The sequence below is a fragment of the Stomatohabitans albus genome (genome assembly GCF_036336025.1).
Lineage (GTDB): Bacteria > Actinomycetota > Nitriliruptoria > Euzebyales > Euzebyaceae > Stomatohabitans > Stomatohabitans albus.
Genome location: NZ_JAYKKE010000002.1, coordinates 176728 through 201066, shown reverse-complemented (window position 1 = coordinate 201066; position 24339 = coordinate 176728). Strand labels below are relative to the sequence as shown.

Annotated in this window: 24 protein-coding genes; 3 read left to right on the top strand and 21 right to left on the bottom strand. The window is 52.5% G+C overall.

The annotated features are described in order from the left end of the window. Positions 1 to 7 precede the first annotated feature (7 nt). Together hisC and hisD are read right to left on the bottom strand one after the other, a co-directional pair. A complete protein-coding gene (hisC, locus tag VCU37_RS05895) occupies positions 8 to 1087 on the bottom strand; it encodes a histidinol-phosphate transaminase (protein WP_336249708.1) in 1080 nt (359 codons plus the stop codon). After that, positions 1080 to 2573, bottom strand: coding sequence for a histidinol dehydrogenase (gene hisD / locus VCU37_RS05890; protein WP_336249707.1), 1494 nt, complete (start codon positions 2571 to 2573; stop codon positions 1080 to 1082). The genes hisC and hisD overlap by 8 nt, the downstream gene beginning before the upstream one ends. A 51-nt stretch (positions 2574 to 2624) precedes the next feature. Here hisD and VCU37_RS05885 point away from each other — a divergent pair, with 51 nt between their 5' ends. After that, positions 2625 to 3287: an LON peptidase substrate-binding domain-containing protein gene (locus VCU37_RS05885; RefSeq protein WP_336249706.1), complete on the top strand. Its 663-nt coding sequence runs from the start codon at positions 2625 to 2627 to the stop codon at positions 3285 to 3287. A gap of 154 nt (positions 3288 to 3441) precedes the next feature. Here the strand turns inward: VCU37_RS05885 and secG are convergent, their stop codons facing one another. The 7 genes from secG to rapZ form a co-directional block, all read right to left on the bottom strand. Then, entirely contained in the window at positions 3442 to 3687 is a 246-nt protein-coding gene (secG, locus tag VCU37_RS05880) for a preprotein translocase subunit SecG (RefSeq protein ID WP_336249705.1), read from the bottom strand. Positions 3688 to 3698: 11 nt separating this feature from the next. Further along, positions 3699 to 4466 carry a triose-phosphate isomerase gene (tpiA, locus tag VCU37_RS05875; RefSeq protein ID WP_336249704.1) on the bottom strand — a complete coding sequence of 256 codons (768 nt, stop codon included), beginning with the start codon at positions 4464 to 4466 and terminating at the stop codon, positions 3699 to 3701. Between the two features lie 33 nt (positions 4467 to 4499). Continuing rightward, the gene (locus tag VCU37_RS05870) at positions 4500 to 5681 is read right to left on the bottom strand and encodes a phosphoglycerate kinase (protein ID WP_336250061.1); all 1182 of its coding nucleotides are present in this window, start codon (positions 5679 to 5681) and stop codon (positions 4500 to 4502) included. A 134-nt stretch (positions 5682 to 5815) separates the two neighbouring features. Then, positions 5816 to 6823, bottom strand: a complete 1008-nt coding sequence (gap, locus tag VCU37_RS05865) for a type I glyceraldehyde-3-phosphate dehydrogenase (protein WP_336249703.1) — start codon at positions 6821 to 6823, stop codon at positions 5816 to 5818. A gap of 59 nt (positions 6824 to 6882) precedes the next feature. After that, complete coding sequence (gene whiA, locus VCU37_RS05860) at positions 6883 to 7785, bottom strand: DNA-binding protein WhiA (RefSeq protein ID WP_336249702.1); 903 nt, start codon at positions 7783 to 7785, stop codon at positions 6883 to 6885. Beyond that, complete coding sequence (locus VCU37_RS05855) at positions 7782 to 8717, bottom strand: gluconeogenesis factor YvcK family protein (protein ID WP_336249701.1); 936 nt, start codon at positions 8715 to 8717, stop codon at positions 7782 to 7784. Before VCU37_RS05855 ends, whiA begins: the two co-directional genes overlap by 4 nt. Next, complete coding sequence (gene rapZ / locus VCU37_RS05850; RefSeq protein WP_336249700.1) at positions 8714 to 9571, bottom strand: RNase adapter RapZ; 858 nt, start codon at positions 9569 to 9571, stop codon at positions 8714 to 8716. The genes VCU37_RS05855 and rapZ overlap by 4 nt, the downstream gene beginning before the upstream one ends. Before the next feature lie 34 nt (positions 9572 to 9605). Here rapZ and VCU37_RS05845 point away from each other — a divergent pair, with 34 nt between their 5' ends. Beyond that, complete coding sequence (locus VCU37_RS05845; RefSeq protein ID WP_336249699.1) at positions 9606 to 10253, top strand: LppM family (lipo)protein; 648 nt, start codon at positions 9606 to 9608, stop codon at positions 10251 to 10253. Positions 10254 to 10305: 52 nt separating this feature from the next. Here VCU37_RS05845 and uvrC read toward each other — a convergent pair whose 3' ends face one another. From uvrC to VCU37_RS05800, 9 genes are all read right to left on the bottom strand, one after another. Then, a complete protein-coding gene (gene uvrC, locus VCU37_RS05840; protein ID WP_336249698.1) occupies positions 10306 to 12189 on the bottom strand; it encodes an excinuclease ABC subunit UvrC in 1884 nt (627 codons plus the stop codon). Then, on the bottom strand, positions 12189 to 12656 hold the full coding sequence (locus VCU37_RS05835) for a hypothetical protein (protein WP_336249697.1): 468 nt from the start codon (positions 12654 to 12656) through the stop codon (positions 12189 to 12191). The genes uvrC and VCU37_RS05835 overlap by 1 nt, the downstream gene beginning before the upstream one ends. A gap of 83 nt (positions 12657 to 12739) precedes the next feature. Beyond that, positions 12740 to 13435: an N-acetylmannosamine-6-phosphate 2-epimerase gene (locus tag VCU37_RS05830; protein WP_336249696.1), complete on the bottom strand. Its 696-nt coding sequence runs from the start codon at positions 13433 to 13435 to the stop codon at positions 12740 to 12742. Positions 13436 to 13444: 9 nt separating this feature from the next. After that, complete coding sequence (locus VCU37_RS05825) at positions 13445 to 14377, bottom strand: ROK family protein (protein WP_336249695.1); 933 nt, start codon at positions 14375 to 14377, stop codon at positions 13445 to 13447. 22 nt (positions 14378 to 14399) lie between these two features. Beyond that, entirely contained in the window at positions 14400 to 15317 is a 918-nt protein-coding gene (locus tag VCU37_RS05820; protein ID WP_336249694.1) for a dihydrodipicolinate synthase family protein, read from the bottom strand. A gap of 22 nt (positions 15318 to 15339) precedes the next feature. Beyond that, positions 15340 to 16149 (bottom strand): ABC transporter ATP-binding protein, encoded by an 810-nt coding sequence (locus VCU37_RS05815; RefSeq protein ID WP_336249693.1) that lies wholly within the window; start codon positions 16147 to 16149, stop codon positions 15340 to 15342. Then, positions 16146 to 18161, bottom strand: coding sequence for a dipeptide/oligopeptide/nickel ABC transporter permease/ATP-binding protein (locus tag VCU37_RS05810; RefSeq protein WP_336249692.1), 2016 nt, complete (start codon positions 18159 to 18161; stop codon positions 16146 to 16148). The genes VCU37_RS05815 and VCU37_RS05810 overlap by 4 nt, the downstream gene beginning before the upstream one ends. Positions 18162 to 18164: 3 nt before the next feature. Next, positions 18165 to 19124 (bottom strand): ABC transporter permease, encoded by a 960-nt coding sequence (locus VCU37_RS05805; protein ID WP_336249691.1) that lies wholly within the window; start codon positions 19122 to 19124, stop codon positions 18165 to 18167. Positions 19125 to 19269: 145 nt separating this feature from the next. Continuing rightward, a complete protein-coding gene (locus VCU37_RS05800) occupies positions 19270 to 20901 on the bottom strand; it encodes an ABC transporter substrate-binding protein (protein WP_336249690.1) in 1632 nt (543 codons plus the stop codon). A 111-nt stretch (positions 20902 to 21012) separates the two neighbouring features. Between VCU37_RS05800 and VCU37_RS05795 the strand changes: the two genes are divergently transcribed. Beyond that, positions 21013 to 21714 carry a FadR/GntR family transcriptional regulator gene (locus VCU37_RS05795; RefSeq protein ID WP_336249689.1) on the top strand — a complete coding sequence of 234 codons (702 nt, stop codon included), beginning with the start codon at positions 21013 to 21015 and terminating at the stop codon, positions 21712 to 21714. Between the two features lie 80 nt (positions 21715 to 21794). Here VCU37_RS05795 and VCU37_RS05790 read toward each other — a convergent pair whose 3' ends face one another. The 3 genes from VCU37_RS05790 to VCU37_RS05780 are packed head-to-tail and all read right to left on the bottom strand — an operon-like array spanning position 21795 to position 24337. Next, entirely contained in the window at positions 21795 to 22748 is a 954-nt protein-coding gene (locus tag VCU37_RS05790; protein ID WP_336249688.1) for a type I phosphomannose isomerase catalytic subunit, read from the bottom strand. A gap of 25 nt (positions 22749 to 22773) precedes the next feature. Then, on the bottom strand, positions 22774 to 23910 hold the full coding sequence (locus VCU37_RS05785) for a ThiF family adenylyltransferase (protein WP_336249687.1): 1137 nt from the start codon (positions 23908 to 23910) through the stop codon (positions 22774 to 22776). Next, positions 23903 to 24337, bottom strand: coding sequence for a metal-sulfur cluster assembly factor (locus tag VCU37_RS05780; RefSeq protein ID WP_336249686.1), 435 nt, complete (start codon positions 24335 to 24337; stop codon positions 23903 to 23905). Before VCU37_RS05780 ends, VCU37_RS05785 begins: the two co-directional genes overlap by 8 nt. Between the last annotated feature and the right edge of the window lie 2 nt (positions 24338 to 24339).

Here is a 24339-nt window from a genome sequence, read left to right as displayed (position 1 = left end):
GCCCCTCCTAAACAGGGTGTGTAGTCAAGATTGTGCGTAGCGCAGATAAGAATTGATCATTTTCTGTTCGGGTACCAATACTGGCGCGCAAACAGTCTGGTGTGCGTGGGCCGGTCGAAAAATCTCGAACTAATACGCCACGAGCAACAAGTTCGGTAAATACATGGTGAGCTTGTGGCACATGGAAAAGAATGAAATTTGCTTCACTTGGCCAGGCGTGGACACTCGGCATGGTATTCAACTGCGCAAAAACTCGCTCACGTTCAGCTATCACTTCGGCCACATTCGCGCGTTCATCCCCCATCACGTCTAAGGCCAGGGTGCCCACCAGTTGGGTGATGGCATTCAGGTGGTACGGCAACCGTACTTTTTGAATATCCTCAATCACCCACGACGGCCCATAGCAATAGCCCAAGCGTAGCCCCGCCATTCGCCACGCTTTGGAGTATGTACGACAAACAACCAATCGGGGGAGTTCGTGCATCAGGGTGATCGCACGGTTGGGTTCGTTGGCCAGTTGAATATAGGCCTCGTCTAACACGATGAGAGCGCTACTGGCATCGTGAAGGGCTCTAATGGCTTCATCTGGGACAACAACCCCAGTCGGGTTGACCGGACTCGCAATAATCACCAACGATGGCTGGTGTCGTTCAACTGCACGCTGCGCAATGGCTGGGGTGAGGTGGAGGTTGTCATCAAGCTCTTCGGTCACAACCGTTGTCTGCGTGACCTGTGCTAGCAGCGGATGGGCACTGTAGCCCGGGTTAAACAACAAGACCGTCCGAGCGACACCACCATAGGCTTGGAGTAACTGAGTGAGTACTTCATTGGACCCATTTGCAACCCAGGTTTGTGCTGGGGGAAGGTCAACAAGTGCCCCAAGCTTGGTGCGAAGCTCAAGAGCATCGCGGTCGGGATAACGGTTCAGTTCTAGTGTGGGCAAGCGGGCAGCCACGGCTTCAATCAACGCCTTTGGTGGCCCCTCTGGCATCTCATTGGTATTGATGCGTACAGGAATATCCCACTGGGGAGCACCATAGGGTTCTACGCCTTGAAGATCTTCACGAACAGGAACACGATCATTCATCTTGTTGGCTTTCAGTCTGTGACTCCTGGTCGGGTACGTCCTGTGACAGCGTTGCCTGCGGTGTCGTACGCGCCGCATGTTCCTTGTGTTGTAACCGGTCTATACGTGCTTGTACGCTGCGAACATGTGCTGGTAACCCTTCTGCTCCACCTAATGCGCGGACAACCTCAGCCATTTCTGTGCTGGCGTCCGGACTGAACTCAACATAGTTCACCGGCTTCATAAACTGGCTAGTTGTTAATCCACCAGTAAATCGAGCCGCACCGTTTGTGGGCAGTGTGTGATTAGGACCTGCACAATAATCACCAAATGCGGTAGGTGTTTGTACACCTATAAAGATGGTTCCGGCATGGGTGAAGGCTTCAGCCAAATGCACGGCATCTTCTGTTTGAACCTCAAGGTGTTCAGGGGCAAAGGCATCAGCAACGTCAACGGCGTGGTCAAGGTCATCAACCAAGACAATTGCACCTTGGCCAAACAGTGCTTGGCGGATACGATCAGCCGTTTCTAGTGTGGCCAACTCTTCTTCAACAAGACCCGGTATCACTTGCGCGAGTGAATCAGATGGGGTCACCAAAATACTCGTCACCATGGGATCATGTTCTGCTTGGGCAATCAGGCTGGTAGCAACACATACCGGGTCGGCAGAATCATCGGCAACCAACATCACTTCGCTCACACCAGCCGGAGCATCAATACCAACTAACCCACTGGCCTGCGCTTGTAATTTTGCTTCGTTGACATAGGCATTGCCAGGACCGACAATCACATCAACCGCAGGCAACGTATCTGTACCGTGAGCCATAGCCGCAATCGCTTGGGCACCTCCAATTCGATACACATGGTGAATACCGACGAGACCAGCAGCAGCCAAAATCGTCTGATTGGGACGTCCGTCTGGCCCTGGGGGTGTACACATCACAATATCGTCTACACCTGCAACGAGTGCAGGGACAACCGTCATGATGACCGTGCTGGGATAGGCGGCTCTCCCACCTGGAACGTAGACACCGGCACGAGATACAGGCGTAAAGCGAACACCCATACGTGCGTGATGGTGGACACCTTCCCACCCAGTCGGCTTTGCTTGGGTATGAAACCACTGAACTTGTGCAATGGCGGTTTCAAGTGCGGTGCGCAAGGCAGGATCAAGTGCCGTTACTGCTTCATCGATCAATGCAGGCGGTACTTTCCACGTACCAAGTTCACTGAATACCTGACCGGCTTGTTCCCACTGATCAAAGGATTGGGCGTAGCGAGCGATGGCCTGGTCACCTTCTGTGGCGACGGAACCCATTATTTCAGCCACCGTATCTTTTACAGTTGCGTAGGTGGCTTTTGGCGGTCTCGGTAAGACGGTGCCTACCACAGTGGGGTCAAGTCGATGTGTGCCACGAAGATCAATAATCTCAAGCATGACTTTCCAATCTAGTTCATCTGCTATCCGACCAGGCAGAACTTGTGCGCCTTTGTTGACGATACGCATTAAGAAACGAAGGCGTACTCCAAATTTGCTACTGCCCGTTACCATGGTCACGTGTACCTACCGCTATTTCCGCTACAAACTGTTCTGTTTCCTCAACAGTCCATGCCCCTCTATGTCTTTGAGGGTCGGTACAAGCAGCTCATTCGCCACTGTATAGAAACTGCAAGCCCATTTGGTGTTGTGCATATTTCACAAGGGATCGAAGTAGGGATTGATTGGACCCCTGACCAGCTTGAGCGGCTATCTTCAGTAGGAACATTGAGTCGTTTAGAACAGGTTGCAGAACAGCCTGATGGCGCCTTCTACGTAGTTGCCCGTGGACTTGACCGCTTCCGTATTAGCCATCTGGTTGAGGGTAACCCATGGCCGGGAGCCCAAGTTGAAATGCTCCCAACACAATCAACGGATACGCCGTGCCCGTTGCTTTGCCATCGGTTACGCCATGCGGTCAAGCCCTGGATGCGATTAAACCATTTGGGTGATCAAGATGTTGAAGCTGTTGAACAGTTATCTGCCCAGGAGCTTGCTGCGTTTACGGTGAGTTTGCTCCCTGAGCACGCCACCCAATATCAGGAAGCTCTCGAGCATGATGACTTGGATACTCAGGTCAAAACAATCATTGCGGTACTTGAGCACGAGATGGCTCTCACAACCCAGCTTCATGCCATTAAGTTGGCCGCTATCCCGACACCTTGCGGTTGTCTATTAAATTAGCCCTTTTGCACGATACGTAATCAACCCTGCCAAGCATTGGTAGGCAGAGGCTAGCGGTGTCAGTGAGTGTGAATTACTCAGTAATGCATCTATGAAAAACCCCGCGTAGCGCGGGGTTCTTGCCTATTGGCCTAGAGGTGCTGGAACCACAAGATCACGTCAGGCGCAAACTCAACAGAATCGTTGTGGTAAAGAAAATGATGGCGCATACAACAGTGATGCGGTTCAGGTTGCGTTCCATGACCGTTGAACCGCCACCGGTACTAACCGTACCGCCACCGAACATTTCACTCATGCCGCCGCCCTTACCAGACTTCAGCAAAATAAAGAGCACCAGGGCAAATGAGACGATCACGTGAACAACAATGATCGCAATATTAATAATTTGAGCAGTTTCCATTGGACTCCAGATTAGCTGGCCGCAACCAACGCGGCGAAGTCATCAGCACTCAGGCTGGCACCACCCACTAGTGCCCCGTCGATATCAGGTTGGGCCATCAGTTCAGCAACATTGCCTGGTTTGACGCTGCCACCGTATTGGATGATGATCGCGTCACCAACATCCTCATTGAACAACTGGGCGATAGTTGCACGAATAGTCGCACAACCGGTATTGGCATCTTCAGGTGTAGCGGTTTTTCCTGTACCAATTGCCCATACTGGCTCGTATGCAATCACAACACGAGCCATATCATCATGGCTAATTCCCGCAAGTCCCTTGGTGACTTGATGGCTCAACACGGTGTCTGTTTCACCTGCCTCTCGCTGGTCTAACGTTTCACCAACACAGAGGATGGGATTCATCCCGTATTTGAGGATCTGCTTGACTTTTGCATTTACGTCCGCATCGGTGTCCCCAAAAATCTCACGTCGTTCAGAGTGACCGGCGAGTACCCAACGGACATCTAACGCGGCGAGCATCTCGGCACTGACTGCACCGGTAAACGCACCGCTATCTTCGATAGCCACATCCTGGGCACCCAACGAGAGGGGCAACCGGTCGCCATCGATCAATGTTTGAATAGAACGAAGCGCCGTGAAGGCGGGAATGACCGCAACGTCCACTTTGTCCGTCTCCGCTTTGGTCAATTTGTATGCGGTTTCTTGAACCAGTTTGATGCCCTCTAAATGGGTGAGGTTCATCTTCCAGTTACCGGCGATGAATGGTTTCCGTGCCATAAATGCTGTCCTATCTCTACGTCTTTAAACGGTTTAGGCGCGCAATGCGGCGACACCTGGTAAATCTTTGCCTTCTAAGAACTCAAGGCTGGCGCCACCACCGGTGGAGACATGGTCAATCTTGTCGGCCAGCCCAAACTTACGAACGGCGGCAGCAGAATCACCACCACCAATAACGGTAAACCCATCACAGTCAGCAACGGCTTGGGCAACAACCTTGGTACCTTCGGCAAAGCGGTCAAATTCAAAGACACCCATAGGACCATTCCACAATACGGTTCCTGCCTTTGCGATAAGGCGAGCAAAGGCATCGGCACTTACTGGACCGATGTCAAGCCCTTCACGATCAGCCGAGATTTCACGTGAGGATTCAATCTCAATTTCCGCATCAGCATCAAAGTCGGTGACCGTACGATTATCACTGGGCAGATGAATCGTCACCCCTTGGGATTCAGCCTTTTTGATAATGTCAATGCAGGTATCAATCATGTCATCCTCAACACGACTATTACCCACATTGCCACCGATAGCCTTAATAAAGGTGTACGCCATCGCGCCACCAATGAGGATTTCATCAACACGAGGCAACAGGTTTTCGATTACAGCAATTTTGTCACTGACTTTGGCACCGCCAAGAATGGCGACAAAGGGCTTCTTCGGTTCATCAAGTAGCTGACCGAGCGTTTCGACTTCGCGTGCCATCAACAAGCCTGCCGCTTTTTCATCAACTAGTGCTGGCACCCCGACCACACTGGCATGAGCACGGTGCGCAGCCCCAAATGCGTCATCTACATACACATCAGCGAATTCAGCAAGAGCTTTGGCGAACTCAGGGTCATTCTTCTTCTCACGGTCATCAAACCGAAGGTTTTCAAGGAGCGCAACTTGGCCGTTTTCCAGGTCATTCACAATCTGTTTGGCGGACTCACCGATTGTGTCAGTGGCGTACTTCACATCAGTTTCTAATAACTCGCTGAGTCGAGCGGCTACTGGTGCAAGGCGCAACTCATCAACCACCTTGCCATCTGGCCGACCAAGGTGACTCATCAAAATGACCTTTGCGCCGGCATTACGCAACTGGTTCACGGTAGGTAACAGGCCTTCTAACCGAAGCTCATCGGTGATCTCACCATCAGCTAGGGGCACATTGGCGTCCACACGGACAAGCACTCGCTTGCCTTGGACGTCGACATCGTTCAAAGTCGGGACATTGATGGCCATGAATCCTCCGAGAGAAATGTGGGTTCAGCCTGTGTATTACCAGGCAATCGGGTGGCTACCCGTGAGACGGCGTGCCTGGCAATGAACCAGGCACGCCCGTTTCTGGAACGTACCAGAGTGACGATGTATTAGAGCGACTTGCTGATATGAGCAGCGAGGTCAACAAGACGGTTTGAGAAGCCCATCTCGTTGTCGTACCACGCAAGAACCTTCACAAGGTTGCCGCCAATAACCTTGGTTTCAAGGGAGTCAACAATGGAAGAATGCGGGTTACCAATGATGTCCGTGGACACAATCGGATCAGTAACAAATTCAAGGATGCCTGCAAGTGCGCCATCTGCGGCCGCTTTAAGGGCATCGTTCACTTCCTCAGTCGTGACGTCACGAGAGAGATCAACAACAAGATCGGTGACAGACCCGACAACCACAGGCACACGAATCGCCAATCCGTCGAGCTTGCCGTCTACCTCAGGGATGACGAGGCCAATAGCTTTCGCCGCACCCGTTGAAGTTGGAATAATATTGACTGCTGCCGCACGCGCACGACGAAGATCACGGTGTGGTGCGTCATGAGTGCCTTGGTCATTGGTGTAGGCGTGGCAGGTGGTCATGAAACCTTTGTTAATCCCGAATGCATCATTCAGCACCTTCACGACTGGGGCAAGGCTGTTCGTGGTGCAAGATGCATTGGACACGATATTCATCGTATTGCCGTCATACTTGTCATGGTTCACACCCATAACGACGGTCATATCAACATTTGACGCAGGGGCACTGATGATGACCTTCTTGGCACCAGCATCAAGGTGTGCCTTTGCCTTTTCACCATCGGTAAAAATACCGGTGGACTCAATAACGATATCGGCGCCTAACTCGCCCCATGGAAGGTCGGCGGGGTTACGTTCACTGGTAACGCGGATCTCGTCACCATCTACGATTAAACCGTTTTCGGAAGCCTCAACGGTCCCATCCCAGCGGCCATGCGCACTGTCGTACTTCAGCAGGTGTGCTAATACCTTATTGTCGGTTAAATCGTTTACCCCGACGATGTCGAAATCTACACCCTGACGCTTGACGCTGCGTAGGAAGTTGCGGCCAATGCGACCGAACCCGTTGATACCAACCTTAATGGTCATGGAATACTCCTAAAAAAGGGGGTTACAAGCGCCGGTTATTCCGAACGCTTCCCTTAACTTTAGTTGTTCTCGCCATCGAGTGGTACGGCTAAATCCAATATCCGCTTTAAGCGACGGTGAATCGTGGCTTTATCAACCGGTGGAATCATCAGTGCCCCCAGTTCAGCCAAAGACGCTTCAGGGCTGGCGACACGTGCAAGTGCAAGTGGTCGTAACGTATCAGGAAAGGCGCCCCAGCCCTCAAACTCAACGATTTTTTCAATGGCTTCAATCTGTTTGGCCGCAGCCGCAGTTGTACGTGCAAGGTTTGCACGATCAGCATTTGCAGTTCTATTGGCTGTTTTGCGGAGGGCTAGTAATTGTCGCCCCGACTGAAAGGTCATCAGGGTATTTTCCCCACCAATTTTCTTAAGTAAGCCTTCCACAAGTGTGCTGTTCTTAATAACGATGCGGCCATCAATCGGTGATGGCCAATGCATCTTTCCTGAAACCCACTGCGCAGTTTCATGGTTGGGTGCATTCAGTTCAAAATGAACCGGTGCGTGGGGGGCGCTCAGACTGCCTGCAACCATGATGGCACCCGATACGAGTAGATCGATGTGCTGACCTGGGGGTTCATTTGGCGGCGGGGGCCAGGAGCCACCTTGACGGTTAACCGGACACAACCCCAATCCTGTTAACTCATCTAATCCAACACTAACTAACCATCCACCAGAGTGAGCCAGATTCGTACCCATGTGACGCGAAATATCCGGTCGTGATCCGAGATCATCCACAAGGCACTGTCGTAACCGGCGGGCAACGGCCCCGTAGGCACAGCGAACCACTACCTCTGGCCCTTGGGTACGGTTATGCCACCGTCCCCCAAAACGCACCATTCCAGCAGCCTGTTCGATCCGGCTTGCGCGATCAGGGATGGCGATATGGGCCAACTCTTCACGCAACATGCGCGTGAGGGTCACCCGAGCGCTCCTTCAGTCGTTTCAAGATATTCCTTTAGTGCTACGGCCAGTCGCTGCCGGTCATGGCCAGTCCCAACCCCTTCATGTTTGCGTACGGCCACATCTCGTGCAAGTACCCGACGAACACGGGGATGGCTCACGGTTGTCCCGAGCGGAACCCCTGGGCCGGCCAAATCAGGGCCACGATGACACAACACATCAATTGGTTGATCGCCTGGGATAAGGTCAAGTAAAATAGCACACTGCTCATTTAAAAGTAGTCCATCGGTTTCCCCAGGTTGTGTGGTGGTATTAGCAATGTGTAAGCACCGGATACCTTCACGATGCCCAACTGAATGGGCGATATCAGGAACTAGTAATACCGGAGCCAAACTCGTTAATAAACTGCCAGGTCCCAATGTGATTACATCGGCTTGGGCAATGGCATCAAGGGCTTCTGGGCAGCCACGGGGGGATTCTGGTTCAAGCCAAAGACGTTCCAATCGCCCGATTTGATCACGGTTTTGAACCGCAACTTGCCCCATCAACAACTGTCCATGATCCATGGCTCGTAAGTGGACGCTCACATTGGTACACGGCAATACCTGTCCACGGATATGAACCATTTCACCAATACGCCGCAGGGCTTGGACCAGTGTGGCCCCTTCTTCAAGTTGAGCAAGAATGGCAAGATTCCCCAATGCATGACCGGCCAAGTCACCCAAGGTGAAGCGGTGGGCCAACCAAGCGGCATCCTCCGAATATTCTGCCAAGGCCTGTGTGGCATGCCTGAGATCACCAATGGCCGGTATGTCTCGGTCGACACGCAACCGTCCTGTGCTTCCCCCGTTGTCGGCAACGGTCACAATCGCGGTTGGGGCATGGCCTAGCGTAACGAATGCTTCTAAGGTCCTAGCCAGCCCGTGCCCACCACCTAAGCAAACGATATTCATCGCACCATCCGGTCCCGATGACGGGTCGTGACAGATTCTCCCTGGTCTCGTAAATATTGAGCTACAGCTTCTGCAAGGGCGACAGACCGGTGATTACCACCCGTGCAGCCAATACCGATAGTCAAGTACCGCTTCCCTTCAGAATGAAATGCCGGTACCACAAGATCAAGCAGCGCAAAGAGCCGTGTTAAAAATGCCTGTGCCTTCTCCTGGGAAAGGACATAGTCACGAACCGGCGCGTCGAGGCCGGTCAGGGGCCGTAATTCCGGCACCCAATGAGGGTTGGGAAGAAATCGTACGTCAAAGAGCATGTCAACATCTTGGGGTATCCCATGTTTAAATCCGAAGGACAGGATGTTGGTTACCATCTCCGGACTATCGGTGTCTTGGAAGACGGTATGCAGCCGGTCGCGAAGGTCGTGGACAGAAAGTCCCGAGGTGTCAATGACAAGGTCTGCTGTAGCACGTAACCCAGCCAGAAGCTCCCGCTCGCGGGTTATCCCGTCAACGATGCGGTCCTGGCCAGCCAATGGGTGGATTCGACGTCCCGCTTCATACCGGCGAACAAGCACATCATCATGGGCTTCGAGATAGAGCAAGGTTGTGCTTGCACCAGAGGCGTCCAGTTCAGCAATGGTGTCATCAAGTTCATGAAAAAACTGTTGGCCACGAACGTCGACAACCAAGGCAATTTTCATAATGCTTGCCTGTTGAAACAGGCTTACCACACTGGTTAAGAGTTGAGGGGGCATATTGTCGATAACAAAATACCCAAGATCTTCAAGCACCTTGGCTGCGCTGGTACGTCCAGCACCGCTTAAGCCGGTAATGATCGCAATTGTTGGCTGGTCCATGTGAAAACTGTAGTACATCGGCAAACTTGGTGTGGTGCACCGTTTTATTCCCTTGATTGTGTTCCTCTGTTGCATGTTGACCGCATGTGTGCGTTCCCATACCACGATTGAGATCCATCCTGCCGACCTGGTGAGTTTTGATATTCAAGTACGCGCAACACGGTCATTGGTTGAACAGGCGAATCTGTCTTCTGCGGCTCTTATTGAAAGTGCCAAGAAACGTATCCCTGAACCGGCCCAAGCCGTCTCCACTATTGAACCTATTGAAGAACCGGATTGGGTTGGCGCTCGGTTAACGACCTTGCCAATACCAGCAAATCAAGCCAATCAATTTGTTCGTTATGAACGGGACGGGAATAAAGCTCGCGTTGATGTCCTGTACGCGAATATCCGACCCAAAGAGTTCGGGGTGGATGATCAAGCGTTGAAGTCGGCAGGGGCTGAAATGACCATCAGCGCAGTATTCCCTGGAAGGGTATTGGCGTCCAATGGGGTTATCCGTGAGAATACCGTGACGTGGGATTTGCTGACGATGACGGAGGACCCTTGGGTTGAGGCGCAAGTTGGCCCCGAAACATGGGTTATCGCCGCTGCGATTGGTATTGGTGCACTTGGCATCGTGATGCTGGTTTATGGGGTGGTACGCCTTGCACGCGCTCCCCGACGGGTGGCCCTCAACTGAGCCTATGTGATCGGTCGAAGAGACTTGAAATACGGTTATGCTGCGTGGTCGCTTAATGGCGAGACAAATAGTCAACAACTCGTTCGGCCAAGGCGCGGCTAAACCCTGGGGTTTGTGCGATGTCATCGACGCTGGCGGCGCGTACTTGTTTGAGGCTACCAAATTGTTTCAGTAGTGCTGACCGACGCTTCTCCCCTACCCCTTCAATATCATCAAGCACGCTGGTGGTCATGCGTTTATTGCGAAGGGTGCGATGGTAGGTGATGGCAAAGCGGTGTGACTCGTCACGGATCCGGATCAAGAAAAATAGGGCCTCTGAACCGCGCGGCAACATGATGGATTCTGCTCGTCCTGGTAAAAAGACTTCTTCTTGTTTTTTAGCTAGTGATGCAATGTCGATACCCGTGATACCCAAGTCGTCGAGGGCACGGACAGCCGCGTTAAGCTGACCTTTCCCACCATCGATAAGAATGAGATGAGGTGGATAGGCAAATTTTTTTGGGGCATCATGCGGTAAGGTTTGTTCTTCGAGGTATTGGGAAAATCGGCGATGAATGACCTCATACATGGATGCAAAGTCGTCTTGTCCATGCACTGTTTTCATTTTGAATCGCCGGTATTCACTCGGCCTGGGTATCCCATCTTCCATAACGACCATGGACGCAACCGTATTGGTGCCTTGCAAGGTTGAGATGTCATAACACTCGATACGCAGTGGCGCCTGAGATAAGCCCAGATACTGTGCAAGCTCTTCGATGGCCTGGCTGCGCGTATTGAAATCTTTTGCACGCTTTAGCCGGTGAAGGGTGAACACTTCTTTGGCATTGTGCTGGGCTAGTTCTAATACCTTGGCTTTATCGCCCCGTTGAGGGACACGCAGCGGTACGTTCTTGCCTTTGAGTTCATGTAAAAACGCGGCAACCGTTTCTTTATTTGGAGGTAGCGCACTCACTAGCACTTCATCACCGATGACATCTTCATCAGGCACCGCACCGGTCCGGCGCGTATAGAGATTGACGAGATACCTTGCGATTAATTCACCTGATTCAAGTTCCTCAACAATATCTACGATCTGATTATGGTGACCGATCACTTTGCCTTGCCGAACAAACAACGTATAAATAGCCATCTCCAAGCCATCACTCTCAGTGGCATGAACGTCATAGTTTGCATCACTGCTACTGACAACATGTTGTTTCGCTAAGGCAAGTTGGACCGCCTCGATTTGATCTCGATATCGTGCGGCTTCCTCAAACGCCTGGTTAGCCGCAGCAGTCTGCATATGGTCCGTTAACGTTTCAATAACCCCCTTAGCATTGCCCTTAAGAAAATCCTCTATTTTTGCTAAGAGGTCCCCATACTCCTCGCGGCTGATCAGGCCTGCGCATGGACCACTACAGCGCCGGATATGGTACTGCAAACAGGGTTTTTGTGATCGTTGGTGACTGGCAAATACGGCGTTTGTACAGGTTCGTACGGGATAAATCGAGAGCAGTAAATCCAACGTGGACCGTATCGCACCTACATGGGCATAGGGCCCGAAATAGAGCGTGCCATCATGTTTAATATTGCGCCGAACCATGACCCGTGGCCACGCTTGTTGTTTAGTGATTGCTAGCCACGGAAAACTCTTATCATCATTAAAAATCACATTAAACCGTGGTCGATATTGTTTAATGAGATTTGATTCGAGATGCAAACTCTCAACATCTGAGCGCACGACAAGCCATTCAACGCTTGCGGCCATCTCTAACATTTTGACCGTTTTTTGAGGCAAGTTATCCGGGTTAGCGAAATAGCTATTAAGGCGGCTACGAAGATTCTTTGCTTTTCCAACGTAGATGACACGACCGTGCTGATCGCGCCAAAGATAACAACCTGGACTGGTAGGAATCGTGCCGGCTGCGGGACGGATAGCGGCTGCCGGATTATCCATTAGCGGTTGATATCAGCCTCAGGCACCACATCCGTATAGCGCAATACCAAATCATTTGGCTGCACAATGAGGCTGATTTCGTCTCGTGGTGCCCAAAGGGGAATGGCTGGTCCACGGCCTGCATGGCCACTTAAACACATGGCCAGCGAACCGTCAGGGTGCATCCCTACAAATTGGCGAGCGTAGGTCAAGAGTTGTTCACGCGATACCTTGCCACCAAATCGGGTGTAATAGGCCATGGTCCAACGAACTTCAGCTTTACCCATGACAATAAGCCCTTCGCCAGGGTTAATGGTGGCAATATCGTCCAGGCTTTTGCCTCCATGCAAGACCTGATCACCAGCAGGTGTTTTACCAATACGCACCGCTGCATCTGGTTTCGCAAGACTGCCGGGAAGTTCTTCGAGTGAAAATTCGCCTGCGGCTTGTGCTGCTTTTTGGCGTTCAATCGGTACAAGATGCGTCATGCAAGTATTCCATTCCTCAGGCATACAAGGTACGGCAGGTGATGGGTTCATGCACCCTTCACCTGCCGATTGCGAATGATTCTTTACGCCCTAATCGCGTCAATAAACCACGAGGTAATAGATGATGGATGAGTAATGGCGGTACCTGCACACACCATATGGGCACCAAGGTCAAGTGCCTGGCGGGCTAACGCCGGGGTATGGATACGCCCTTCAACCACAACCGGCGCCTTAACGGTAGCCACAACTGATTCGACAAGTTCAAAATCAGGTCCAGGCGTTTTGGGTCGTGCATCCGTGTACCCCGATAACGTTGTGCCTACAAAATCAGCCCCAGCTTGTTCAGCCATCATGCATGCATCAAGGCTGTCACAGTCGGCCATAATGAGAATCTCTCGACCTAGTTCGTCCTTAGCCCATTGGCGCAACGCATTAACCGTCTCAACAAATGTTCGCCCATCAGGACGCTCTCGTAAGGTTCCGTCAAGCGCAATGATCGCACAACCTGTTTTTGCTACTTGTTGGGCATGGAACAGGGTCGGAGTGATGAAGACACCTTCCTTGCCGTCTTTCCACAGACCGACAACAGGTACGTCAACCGCTTCGACAACCATTCGGACGTCTTCAAGCCCTTGAGCTCGAATTGATGCAGCACCCCCAATAACTGCTGCCTGGGCAATCTGGGCCATGGTTCGAGGGTCACGCATCGGCTCACCGGGGTAGGCCTGCGCAGATACACAGAGCGTGCCACGAAGTTGATCGATAATGGTTTGTGTCATCTTCACTCCTTACGCGTTGAGCGTATCAAACGCCATCTTGGCACTCCCCAAAATTGGAGCTGCACCTGCTAGTTGGCCCAGTAGTACCGGTGTGTCTTGGAGGGGTTCGATAAGCTCACCACGGAAGGCTGATTCCATCGCATTCCACCACAGCTCCCCTGCCTGGGCAAGTCCACCGCTCAGCACGACACATTGCGGGTCGACGACTGTCACGATGGCAGCCATCCCGCGACCTAACGCTGCACCAGCCGTTTGTACGGCCCGTATTGCGACCGCTTCACCCTCATTAGCGCGCGCAACCACATCTTTCGCGTCAGGACTCGACAGGTTCCCGCCATGGCCGACATACCAGCGATGCAACGCAGGACCGGCAGCCAGGCTTTCGAGATGCCCAAATTTTCCGCAGGTACACGGCATATCGTCCGCCCCTCCAATCGGAAGGTGACCGATTTCACCACCCACATGATGGGCACCGCGGACGGGTACGCCATTGATTAAGAGACAAGCCCCGACACCAGTGCCTGGTGCCACCATGAGTACCGTTTCATATCCGGCTGCAATACCCTTCCAAACTTCCCCCATCGCATGTGCATCGACATCGTTTTGCACCACAACCTTCGGGGCGTGCGGAAAGCGCGCTGCCAAACCATTAGCCACCGCGGTGCCAGCCCAGTCTTTAAGCACACTCGTTGATTGCAAGATCGTTCCGGTATCGGTATTCACCACCCCAGCGGTACCTACCCCGATCGCAGGGACATCAGCTATTGCTATCCCACTGGCCTGTGCCGCATCGTTGGCGACACGAGCAAACGCATCCAACATCGCGTCAGGGCCTTCTTGGCCAGGAGTGGGTACCGACACAATCGGCCCAATCTCGCCTGATTCATTGACCGTTGCGGCAGCAATTTTGGTTCCGCCGACATCAATCCCAATGACGTTCATACCCACTCCTTAGCCAGACTGTCTACAGACCGTTCGCGCGAACAATCTCAACAATACGTTCAGCCACATCACCGTCGAGTGCCTGGACAGGCGCAGCCATCGCAGGACTCTTCAATAGACCCTGAGCGGCCATTGCCACCTTGAAAGCACCCACACCGGCGGCGTCACCGGAGCGTCCAGTGGCTTGGAACACAATTTCAAACAGGCTGGTCAACTCATCTTGGAGTACCCGCGCGGTGGCCCAATCACCGGCCATTGCGGCATCCCAGAGTTTTGCGTACCGAGCAGCGTCAACATTCGCCAACCCAGGAACGACACCGTCAGCACCAAGCAGCAACATGCCGTCAACCACAACTTCATGGCCAGTGAAGACACGTAGTGGGCTGCCGGCGGCACGATTAGCCATGACAAGTCGACGGAACCCGACGTCATCACCGCTGGAATCCTTGACCCCAGCAACCACACCGTCAAGGCCTAACCGGACCAGAAGGTCAGCAGGTATTTTCTTGTGCACGCGAACAGGAATGTCATAGACAAACATGGGTGCGTCCACTCCAGCACCAATGATGCGGAAGTGGTCTTCGATTTCCTTGACATCATTGATCGCATAGATCGGTGCAGTTACCACGAAGGCATCGGCACCGAGTTCAACGGCATCGTTTGCCAGTTCGATAGACCGTTGAGCGGTCAAGTCAATAGCTCCGGCAATCACGGGGACACGGCCAGCATTGGTGTCAATGATCGTCTTCAACACATCATGGCGTTGGCGATTGGTCAAGTAGGCCACTTCACCGGTTGAACCCATGGCAAACAAGCCATGCATCCCTGATTCAACTAGATGGTTGACGACGTTAGCTAACGTCTCGTGGTCCACCGAGCCGTCAGTATTGAACGGGGTGACAACCGGGGGAACCATCCCATAAAAACGGGTGTGGGACATGAATACTCCTTGAAAAGATGGATTAACCCAAAACAGGGTGTAGCAGGCTTGGAGCCGCGCCAAGTAGCGTCTTGGTGTAGGACTCAGATGGATGTTCAAAGACTTGTTCGGCAGGGCCTTCTTCAACAATAAGCCCGGTGTTCATCACACAAATTCGGTCAGAGATGTAACGAACGGTCTGAATGTCATGGCTGATGAACACCATGGCTAAGTTCAGTTCATCCTTCAAGTCCGTGAGCAAATTGAGAATCTGAGCACGTACGGACACGTCTAGTGCGCTCGTTGGTTCATCGGCAATAATGACATCAGGTTCGAGTGCCAATGCCCGTGCAATTGCCACGCGCTGACGCTGCCCACCCGATAACTGGCCAGGTAGCGTATCAAGCGCACTTTGCGGCAACCCGACAAGATGAATGAGTTGCTTAACGCGCTCGAGACGTTCAGCCGGGGTATCGATGTTGTGTACATTCAACGGATCCAGCAAGGTATCGCGTACACGCATACGACGGTTCAACGCAGTTGATGGGTCCTGGAAGACAACGCTGACGATACGCCCAATTTCCTTGCGTACAGCACCTGAGCGACTCGTGACATCGCGGCCTTTAAAGAGGACCTTGCCTTCGCTGGCGTCTTGGAGGCCGACCATCACTTTCGCCATCGTCGATTTACCCGAACCAGATTCACCCACGATTCCGACGGTTTCACCTGGATGGACCGCGACAGATACCCCTTTGACTGCGGTGATCTGACTTCCGAAGAGGCCACCCTGGCGGCTGCGGAAATGAACCTTTACATCTTGAAGTTCGATGATTGGGGTCGTTTCGGAACTCATTTGGTGCCTCCAGCAGGGGTGAAGATCACGGGGTCAGGATCACCTTCGTGGGCCGCATAGAAATGATCGGTCCCGGGAATCTGACGCCAGATTGACGGTTCATCAGCCAAGTGTGGTCGTGTTGAACGCGGTGCGAAACGGTCACCCTTAGGGAACTCACGGGGGCTGGGAACAGTGCCCATCACCTGATGGAGACGCCCATTACCAGCTTCGATGCTCAATACTGCGCCCAATAACCCTTGGGTGTATTCATGCTGTGGATTCCACAACAGTTCACTTGTTGAGGCTTGTTCCACCATCTGTCCGGCATACATGACGGTGATCTTGTGGCTCACTTCAGCAACAAGCGCCAAGTCATGCGATACGAACAGCATGGCAAACCCAAGCTTCTCACGGAGGTCATTTAACAACTCAATGACCTGATGTTCCACGGTCACATCCAGTGCAGTGGTCGGTTCATCTGCGATCAACAGTTTCGGGTCCCGCGTGAGGGCCATGGCGATAAGGACACGCTGGCGCTGACCACCAGATAATTCATGGGCATAGCTCTTGAGTACTCGGCCAGGTTCCAAGCCCACAAGGTCAAGAAGATCTTCAGCAGTTCGGGTCCCGCCACGTGAGGTCAGTTGCTTGAACTGCGCATCAATGAGCATGGATGGGTTGAGTGCACTCAAGGCATCTTGGTGAATGAGGGCCATTTCATGGCCACGCAATGCGTTGAGTTCTTTTTGGGAGAAGGTGAGCAGATCCTTACCTTCATACATAACTTGTCCACCAAGGCGAGCTGATTTACCCAAGAGGCCCATGATGGACTTAGCAGTAATCGATTTACCACAGCCAGATTCACCAACAAGCGCCATCGTTTCGCCGGGACGAATCTCAAAGCTGACCTTGTCAACAACGTCCGTTTCACCGTGGATTGCCGGGAAGGCAATAGTCAAGTCCTGCACACGCAGGAGCGGTTCCGCTTGAGTGGCTGATTCAGGAAGGACAAGCCGATCAGTGCGGGTGACTTCAACTTCACGGAGGGCTTGGAGTCGATCAGCTAATGGAATGGCTTCAGTGCTATTCCAGCCGGCCACTGACCCGGCAAGTTCATGAGGATCGATTTCGCCTTCAGCAACAGCATCTTCAAGGCTTTCTGCAATCTTGGGGCCTGCCGGAGCAGGGGCAACAATCGCGTCAGTCAACCCTTCCGAAAGAATATTCAAGGCCAGCACCGTCAATGTAATGGCCATGCCTGGGAAGAATGTTGGCCACCAGGTACCACTCAGCACTTGGTTACGACCATCAGAGATGATGTTACCCCAGGACGGTTCAGGTTGAGGTACACCGGCTTGGATAAAGCTTAAGGATGCTTCAAACACAATGGCATCTGCCACAAGGACGGTTGCAAAGACCAAGATGGGCGCGATGGCGTTGCGGAGCACATGTTTAACCAAGATGTGTAGGGTGCTCGCCCCCATGACCTTACCGGCGGACACATAGTCTTCACCGTACTGGTTCAACACATTGGCACGAACAACGCGAGTGAGCTGTGGCGTATACAAGAAGGCGATAGTCACAATGATCATCGTGGTTGAACGCCCCAGGACAGCAACGAATGCCACTGCAAGTGCGATACCAGGGAAACTCATAATCACGTCAAGCACTCGCATGATGCTCTCTGAGATCACTTTGTTCGCTGTAGCTGCAATTGACCCGAGTACTAACGCGGCGAGGAGCGCAAGCGTCGTGGCCCCAAGACCGATGACCAGAGAATATCGCGCGCCATACAGGATACGGGTGTAAATATCACGACCGGAGTTGTCGGTACCAAACCAAAACTCTGCCGAAGGTGCCTGACGTGGCTTAATAATTTCAAGTGGCCCGTGCGGGGCAATCACATCGGCGAAGAGCGCCATCAAACAGATCACAACGATAAAGACCAATGCGATCTTGGATGGGATAGACAGGTTCTTGACGAAACGCAACCCAGGGCGTTCGAGCGTTTTCGTTAATTCTGGGCGCATGACTTAGACACTCCGAATTCGGGGGTTGATGAGGACATAGAGCAGGTCCACGACGATGTTGATGACCACGAAGGCCAAGGCAACAACGAGTGTTACGCCTTGAACAAGGTAGGGATAATTCGATGTCACACCTTCCAAAATGGCGCGACCCATACCGGGCAGGTTAAAGATAATTTCAATAACGACTGCTCCACCCATGAGGTACCCAACCCGTAGCCCGAGAACAGTTACTGGGGTAATGAGCGCATTCCGCAGGACATTACGCGCAATCACAATGGGATAGGGAATACCCGCAGCTAATGCCGTTTGAACGTAGCCACGGTCAAGTTCTTCAACCATTGAGGTACGAACCACACGGGTGAGCTGCCCCATCACTGGTACTCCGAGGGCGAGGGCGGGTAACGCCATACGTTTGAAATAGCCGACCGGGTCGGCAGAGAAGGCCGGCAATTTGCCCGAACCAGGAAGCCATCCCAGCTTCAATGTAAAGAGCTGAATCATCAGCACTGCAAGCCAGAAGGATGGGGTGGCCAAACACAGAATACTGATGACACGAATCACTTGGTCAGGCATACGGTCACGATAAATAGCGGCAACCACACCGAGGATGAGTGCGCCGGTCACCGCAACAATGAGACCTAAAAAGGTTAATTGCAGGGTAACGGGGAAGGCACTGGCAACCCGATCAGCTACGGATAGTTGCTGACCGCCGTACACACCCATATCTCCATGGAGGAGACCGGCGATGTAACTAAAGAATCGAGTCCAAAGCGGATCGTTATACCCATTCGCTTGGATCCATTCTTGGCGTGCGGTAATAGATGCACCTTCACCTAAGGCGCCTGTCGCGGCAATGTCTGGATTGACTTGTGCCAAAATGATGAATACCAGCAACGTAATGCCGAGAATCATCAATGGCAGGACCGCCAGACGCCGCGCAAGAAGTTTCAATAAGTTAGCCATAGTTCCCTTATGAGTGCGCGTTTCGAGATTGAGTGGAGCCTAACCTAGCACGTAATCAGACATCAGACGTCTAACTTCGTGGAAGAAGAAAGCCGACGCAGCTCTACCTACGTCGGCTGTTCTTCGCTGAGACTCCTCAGATTGCTTACTGCTGCTTGACGCTTACGTCAATGAAGCTTAAGCCGGTGGTGCTCACGGGCTTGAAGTTCTGCAACACATTTTCGTTGTAGGCCGTGGGAACCTTGCGGTGCATAATCGGGTACAACGGAACCTGTTCGCTCAACAAGTCAAAGGCTTCGTTCCACTTCTGCTGTTGGGCATCGCCTTCCAACTTGGCGGCTTCATCCAAGAGGCCCTGGAGCTTCTCGAATTCAGGATTATCAGCCCAGGCATAGCGGGTTTCACTCCAGACGTTCTTGCCGTACCACCAACGCATTAACAAGTCCGGGTCAGAACCGAATACGGACGGGTCACCGGGGGCAATTACGATGTCATTGTCACCGGAGTCAATCTCTGGGTACAACGCCTTGGAAGGCATTTCTTTCAAATTGACCTTGAGTCCTACCGCTTCAAGCTGCTGCTGAATGGCTGGTGCCATCGGCTTGATCCAGCTATCTGCAATACGAAGGGTGACTTCTTGGCCTTCTTGGACACCAGCTTGTGACAACAGTTCCTTAGCTTTGTTGACGTCATAGGTGTAGACGTTCTTTGCTTCGTGGAAGTTGGGGTGCTTTTCGTTCAAGAAGCTCTTTACCGGGTTGGCATCGCCACCAAGGTAATCATCAATCAAGGTAGGGATGTCCAAGGCATAAAACAGCGCTTGACGTGCTTCAACCTTGTCCCATGGCGCCTTCTTGGTATTGAACATCAAGAACGCCAAGCCGAAGCTATCAACACTTTCGACCTTAAAGCCCTGATTTTCAATACTTTCCTTATCGTTGGCTGGAACGTTTTCGATTGCGGAAACCGTTTCATCCAACAATGCGGTTACGCGCGCAGCTGGGTCTGAAAGAAGATCCCAGGTCATCGTTTCCGCACTCGCCGGCTTTGGTCCGTTGTAGTTCTCGTTGGGGGCGTAGACAATCTTGTCATTCGGGGTCGCTGAAACATACTTCCAGGGACCGGAGCCAACGGGAAGCTGACCATAGGCTTCTGCGTCTTTTTCAACAAGTGCCTTAGGCACGATCTTGACCACACTCAAGCGTTCGTCAATCAAGCTAAAGGGGCTGCTCATCGTGAACTTGATCGTGTCATCGTCGACGGGCTCTACCTTTTCAATGAAGGAGATGAAGTCGTCGTAAAAGCCCTCTTTGTTCTCAAGGACGCGGTTGTAGGAGAACACCACGTCATCAGCCTTTACGTCAGTACCGTCACTGAACTTTGCACCTTCACGGAGGTCTACCTCAAACGTATTGCCGTCAACCTTGGGAAGTTCCTTAGCTAACGCAGCGTAGGGTTCGCCGGTTACGCGGTCGAGTTCAACCAGGCCTTCCATCACATGCCAGTTACCTGCCAAGGTAACGGCAGCAGAAGTGGTAGCTGGGTCGATGGAACCAGATAGGTCGTAGGCAGAAGCGGCACGGATCTCGCCACCCTTGGTGGCTTCAGCGGATTCAGTCGTGCCTTCTGAGGCCATCTCGCTGCCCTCAGATGCCGCACCTTCGCTTCCAGTGCTGGTTGCGCCACCACTGCAAGCCGCAAGGCCAAGCATCATTGCAGCCATAAGTGCAATCGCGCGAGGCTTATTCTGTTCGCTACGAAGCAAATTGAAAGCCATATATTCCTCTCTCAGTTTCATCATCCCCTCGATTGGGAATGTCTGACATCAGACGTTACAGTATTTGTTTGTAACGCGCCAATCGGAGCACAAGATTTTTTGGAGGGAACCATGAATGTCGCACCTAAGTCGCGCCGCGACCTGGTCATGGATGGGATTAAGAATCACATCATTACGAATGGACTCCAACCCGGTGATATTTTACCGACTGAAACGGAGCTTTGTGAACTCTTAGGGGCCTCTCGTTCATCAATCCGTGAGGCGATGCGGGCGCTGGCAACACTAGAAATCACTGAGGTGCATCACGGAAAAGGCACCTTTGTTGGACCGATGACCTTAGATCCGATGGTCCAACTTGTTGTATTTCGTGGAGTTGTAAAGAATAAAAATTCGATTGGCACATTGCGAGACATTGTGAAAGTCCGCCAAGGGCTTGATATTGCCGAGTCAGAACGGATTGTCTCCTCGCTTAAAGACTCCAGCAACCCCGCATTATGGGAACTTGTTCATGCCATGGAGGTACGTGCAGAAAAAGGGTTGACCTTTCCAGAAGAGGATCGGGCATTTCATACCGAGATTATTTCTAAAGTTGGGAATCCCTTAATGACGCAACTCGTTGGGGCATTCTGGGATATTCATACCGGAGTACTTCCTGAGCTTGGGCTACACCTGCCAAGGAATTTGGTGCCAACTGCTCGTGCACATGGCGATATGTTGTTTGCTGCTGAATCAGGTGATGTAGATGCGTGGCGCCAAAGTGTCGTTGCCCACTACGAACCGCTCATGACCGCACTAGAAGCAGCGGAATCATAATCACCCATGCAGAGATGTCTGACTCATACACCCTGTAGAGGGCCTCTATCCGTTCACAATCATCAACGGTAATTAGACGTTTATTGGACTGGCCAGCTCACCACGACCTCTCCGGCGCCGTCTAGGTGAAGTGGCTCGGGGTGTGCTCCAATGACCGCGCTTTGCCCGACTACAAGAGAGACCGGACCATCACCGTCATCAATGGTGATGCTGCCAGAGACAACACTCACAATAATGAGTTGAGGGTGCGGGCGTTCAACGGTGGTTTCACCACTCACGTGCCATACATCAACACCAAAATGGGCATTAGTGACGTAGTGACGTCGTTCAAACCCGTCTTGGGTGCTCACCGTTGGTGTCGTTGTACCGTGAGGCACATCGGTTCGTACACAATCAGCAGACTCTTGAAGATGCAGTGGACGCAATTGCCCGTCAAGGCCCGGTCGATCCCAGTCATAGAGCCGGTAGGTGGTGTCACTATTCTGCTGGGTTTCAAGAATCTGAATACCCGGACCGATCCCGTGCACGAGCCCGGTTGGTACATCAAAAAAGTCACCGACATGTACATCGTGATAGACAAAGAAACCGTCAAAATCACTCTGCAGAATGCGGATTTTGGCGGCTTCAAGATCAGATTCGGTAATGCCGTGCACAAGCTGAGCACCTGGTTCAGCTCCAATCACATACCAGCATTCAGCCTTACCCAGGTCTCCGGCTGGAGCTTGGGCATCATTGGGGTGTAATTGCAAACTCAGCCAATCATTGGCATCAATGATCTTGGTCAATAAGGGGAAACGTTCGCCGGGTAGATCACCAAATACGTGCCGATGGTTTTCCCATACCTGATCCAGGCCTAACCCGATCGTCTCTTGGCCAATACCAGTAGCCGACTCAACAACAGACACGCCATTGGGGTGGGCAGCAACGACCCAAGCCTCACCAATAGGGACGCCAGAAGGAGCACCGTAGGCCGTTAATGCCGATCCACCCCAAGGCCGCTCAGAGAAGTGTGGAATGAGGGTCAAAATGGGCATAACAGTCCTTCGTGGTCGCCAGGTATTAATACCTCAGCATTGTAGGGTCAACCTGGTCGGCCCATGCCAATATCCCACCGTCGAGATTGCTCACCTTGGTAAAGCCAGCATCGACCAGTATCTGTGCCGCTTGCATACTGCGCCCCCCACCCTTGCACTGGGTAACAATCTCAGCATCCTTATCTAACTCATCCAGGCGACTGGCAAGCTCCTGGAGTGGGATATGGGTGCTTCCCGCAATGACGGCAATCTCGCGTTCATCTTCACCACGAACATCAAGTAATACGGGTGGCGTTGTACTGAGTAGGCGCTGGTTCAATTCGGTGGGACGAATTTGGGGAATGGACGATTCGTTCGTAGATTCGCAAGCCAAGGTAATATCCTCCACGCTGGTAACGGGTTGGCGATCAGGCAATACCGGAACGTTAATCGTTTTTGTATCCTGCCGTAGTGCATCTATGAGTATCAAACGACCAAGCAGGCTCTCCCCTACCCCACAGATCAGTTTGATAGCCTCCGTCGCCATGATCGATCCAACTTGAGCACAAACCGGCCCGAGCACACCCGCATCACTGCACGCCGGTATTGCCCCTGGCGAGGGCGGGTTGGGGACCAAATCTCGGTAGGTAGGGCCCTGTCCAGCCCAAAACACACTGACTTGACCTTCCATTCGGATAACGGACCCATAGACAACTGGTTTGCGTAATAATTCCGCAGCGTCACTCACCACATAGCGGGTCGCTAAATTGTCTGATCCGTCAACAATGAGGTCATAGTCACGCATAAGATCAACGGCATTTGACGCATCAAGACGAACCGTATGTTCATTGACCGTTGCATTCGGGTTACGCGCCAAAATGGCCGCTTTCGCACTCGCTGTTTTGAGTTGGCCCACATCGTGATAGGTATGGACAACCTGACGGTGCAAATTAGAGGGACTCACCACATCTTCATCAACGAGCCCGATGGTGCCAATACCAGCACCAGCCAAATACAGGGCGACCGGGCTGCCAAGCCCCCCACACCCAACCAAGAGCACCTTGGCATTGGCTAAACGCGCCTGGCCGTCTCGCCCAATTTGTGGCACCAATAGCTGACGGTGATAGGTCGCTACTGTTTGTGGGTCGATCGGGATCGGGTCAACGAGCGGTTGCCTAGACATTCATCCCCATCGCACGGAGGTCAAGGCGGGCTTCTTCACTCAGCATCGCCGTAGACCAGGGCGGTGTAAAGGTGAACTCAACATCAGCGCCATGGATCCCTGGCAACTGGGTCAAGACAAGGACGACTTGCTGATGGAGTAGCTCACTCAATGGGCAGCCAATGCTGGTTAAGGTCATCGTGACATTGGCAAAGCCATCAGTGATAACAATGTCATAGACCAGCCCGAGGTCAACAATATTGATGCCAATCTCTGGATCGATGACAGCCTTTAAAGCTTCAAAACAGGCGCCAACCGTGGCTACACCGTCGGCATCGGTTTCAACACCGGCAAATGCGGGACTGACTTGTTGAGCCTGTTCTCGAAGATCGTCGGCACTCCCCTCTAGCTCTTGGGGATCGGTTTCTAGCGGCCAGCCTTCACTCATCT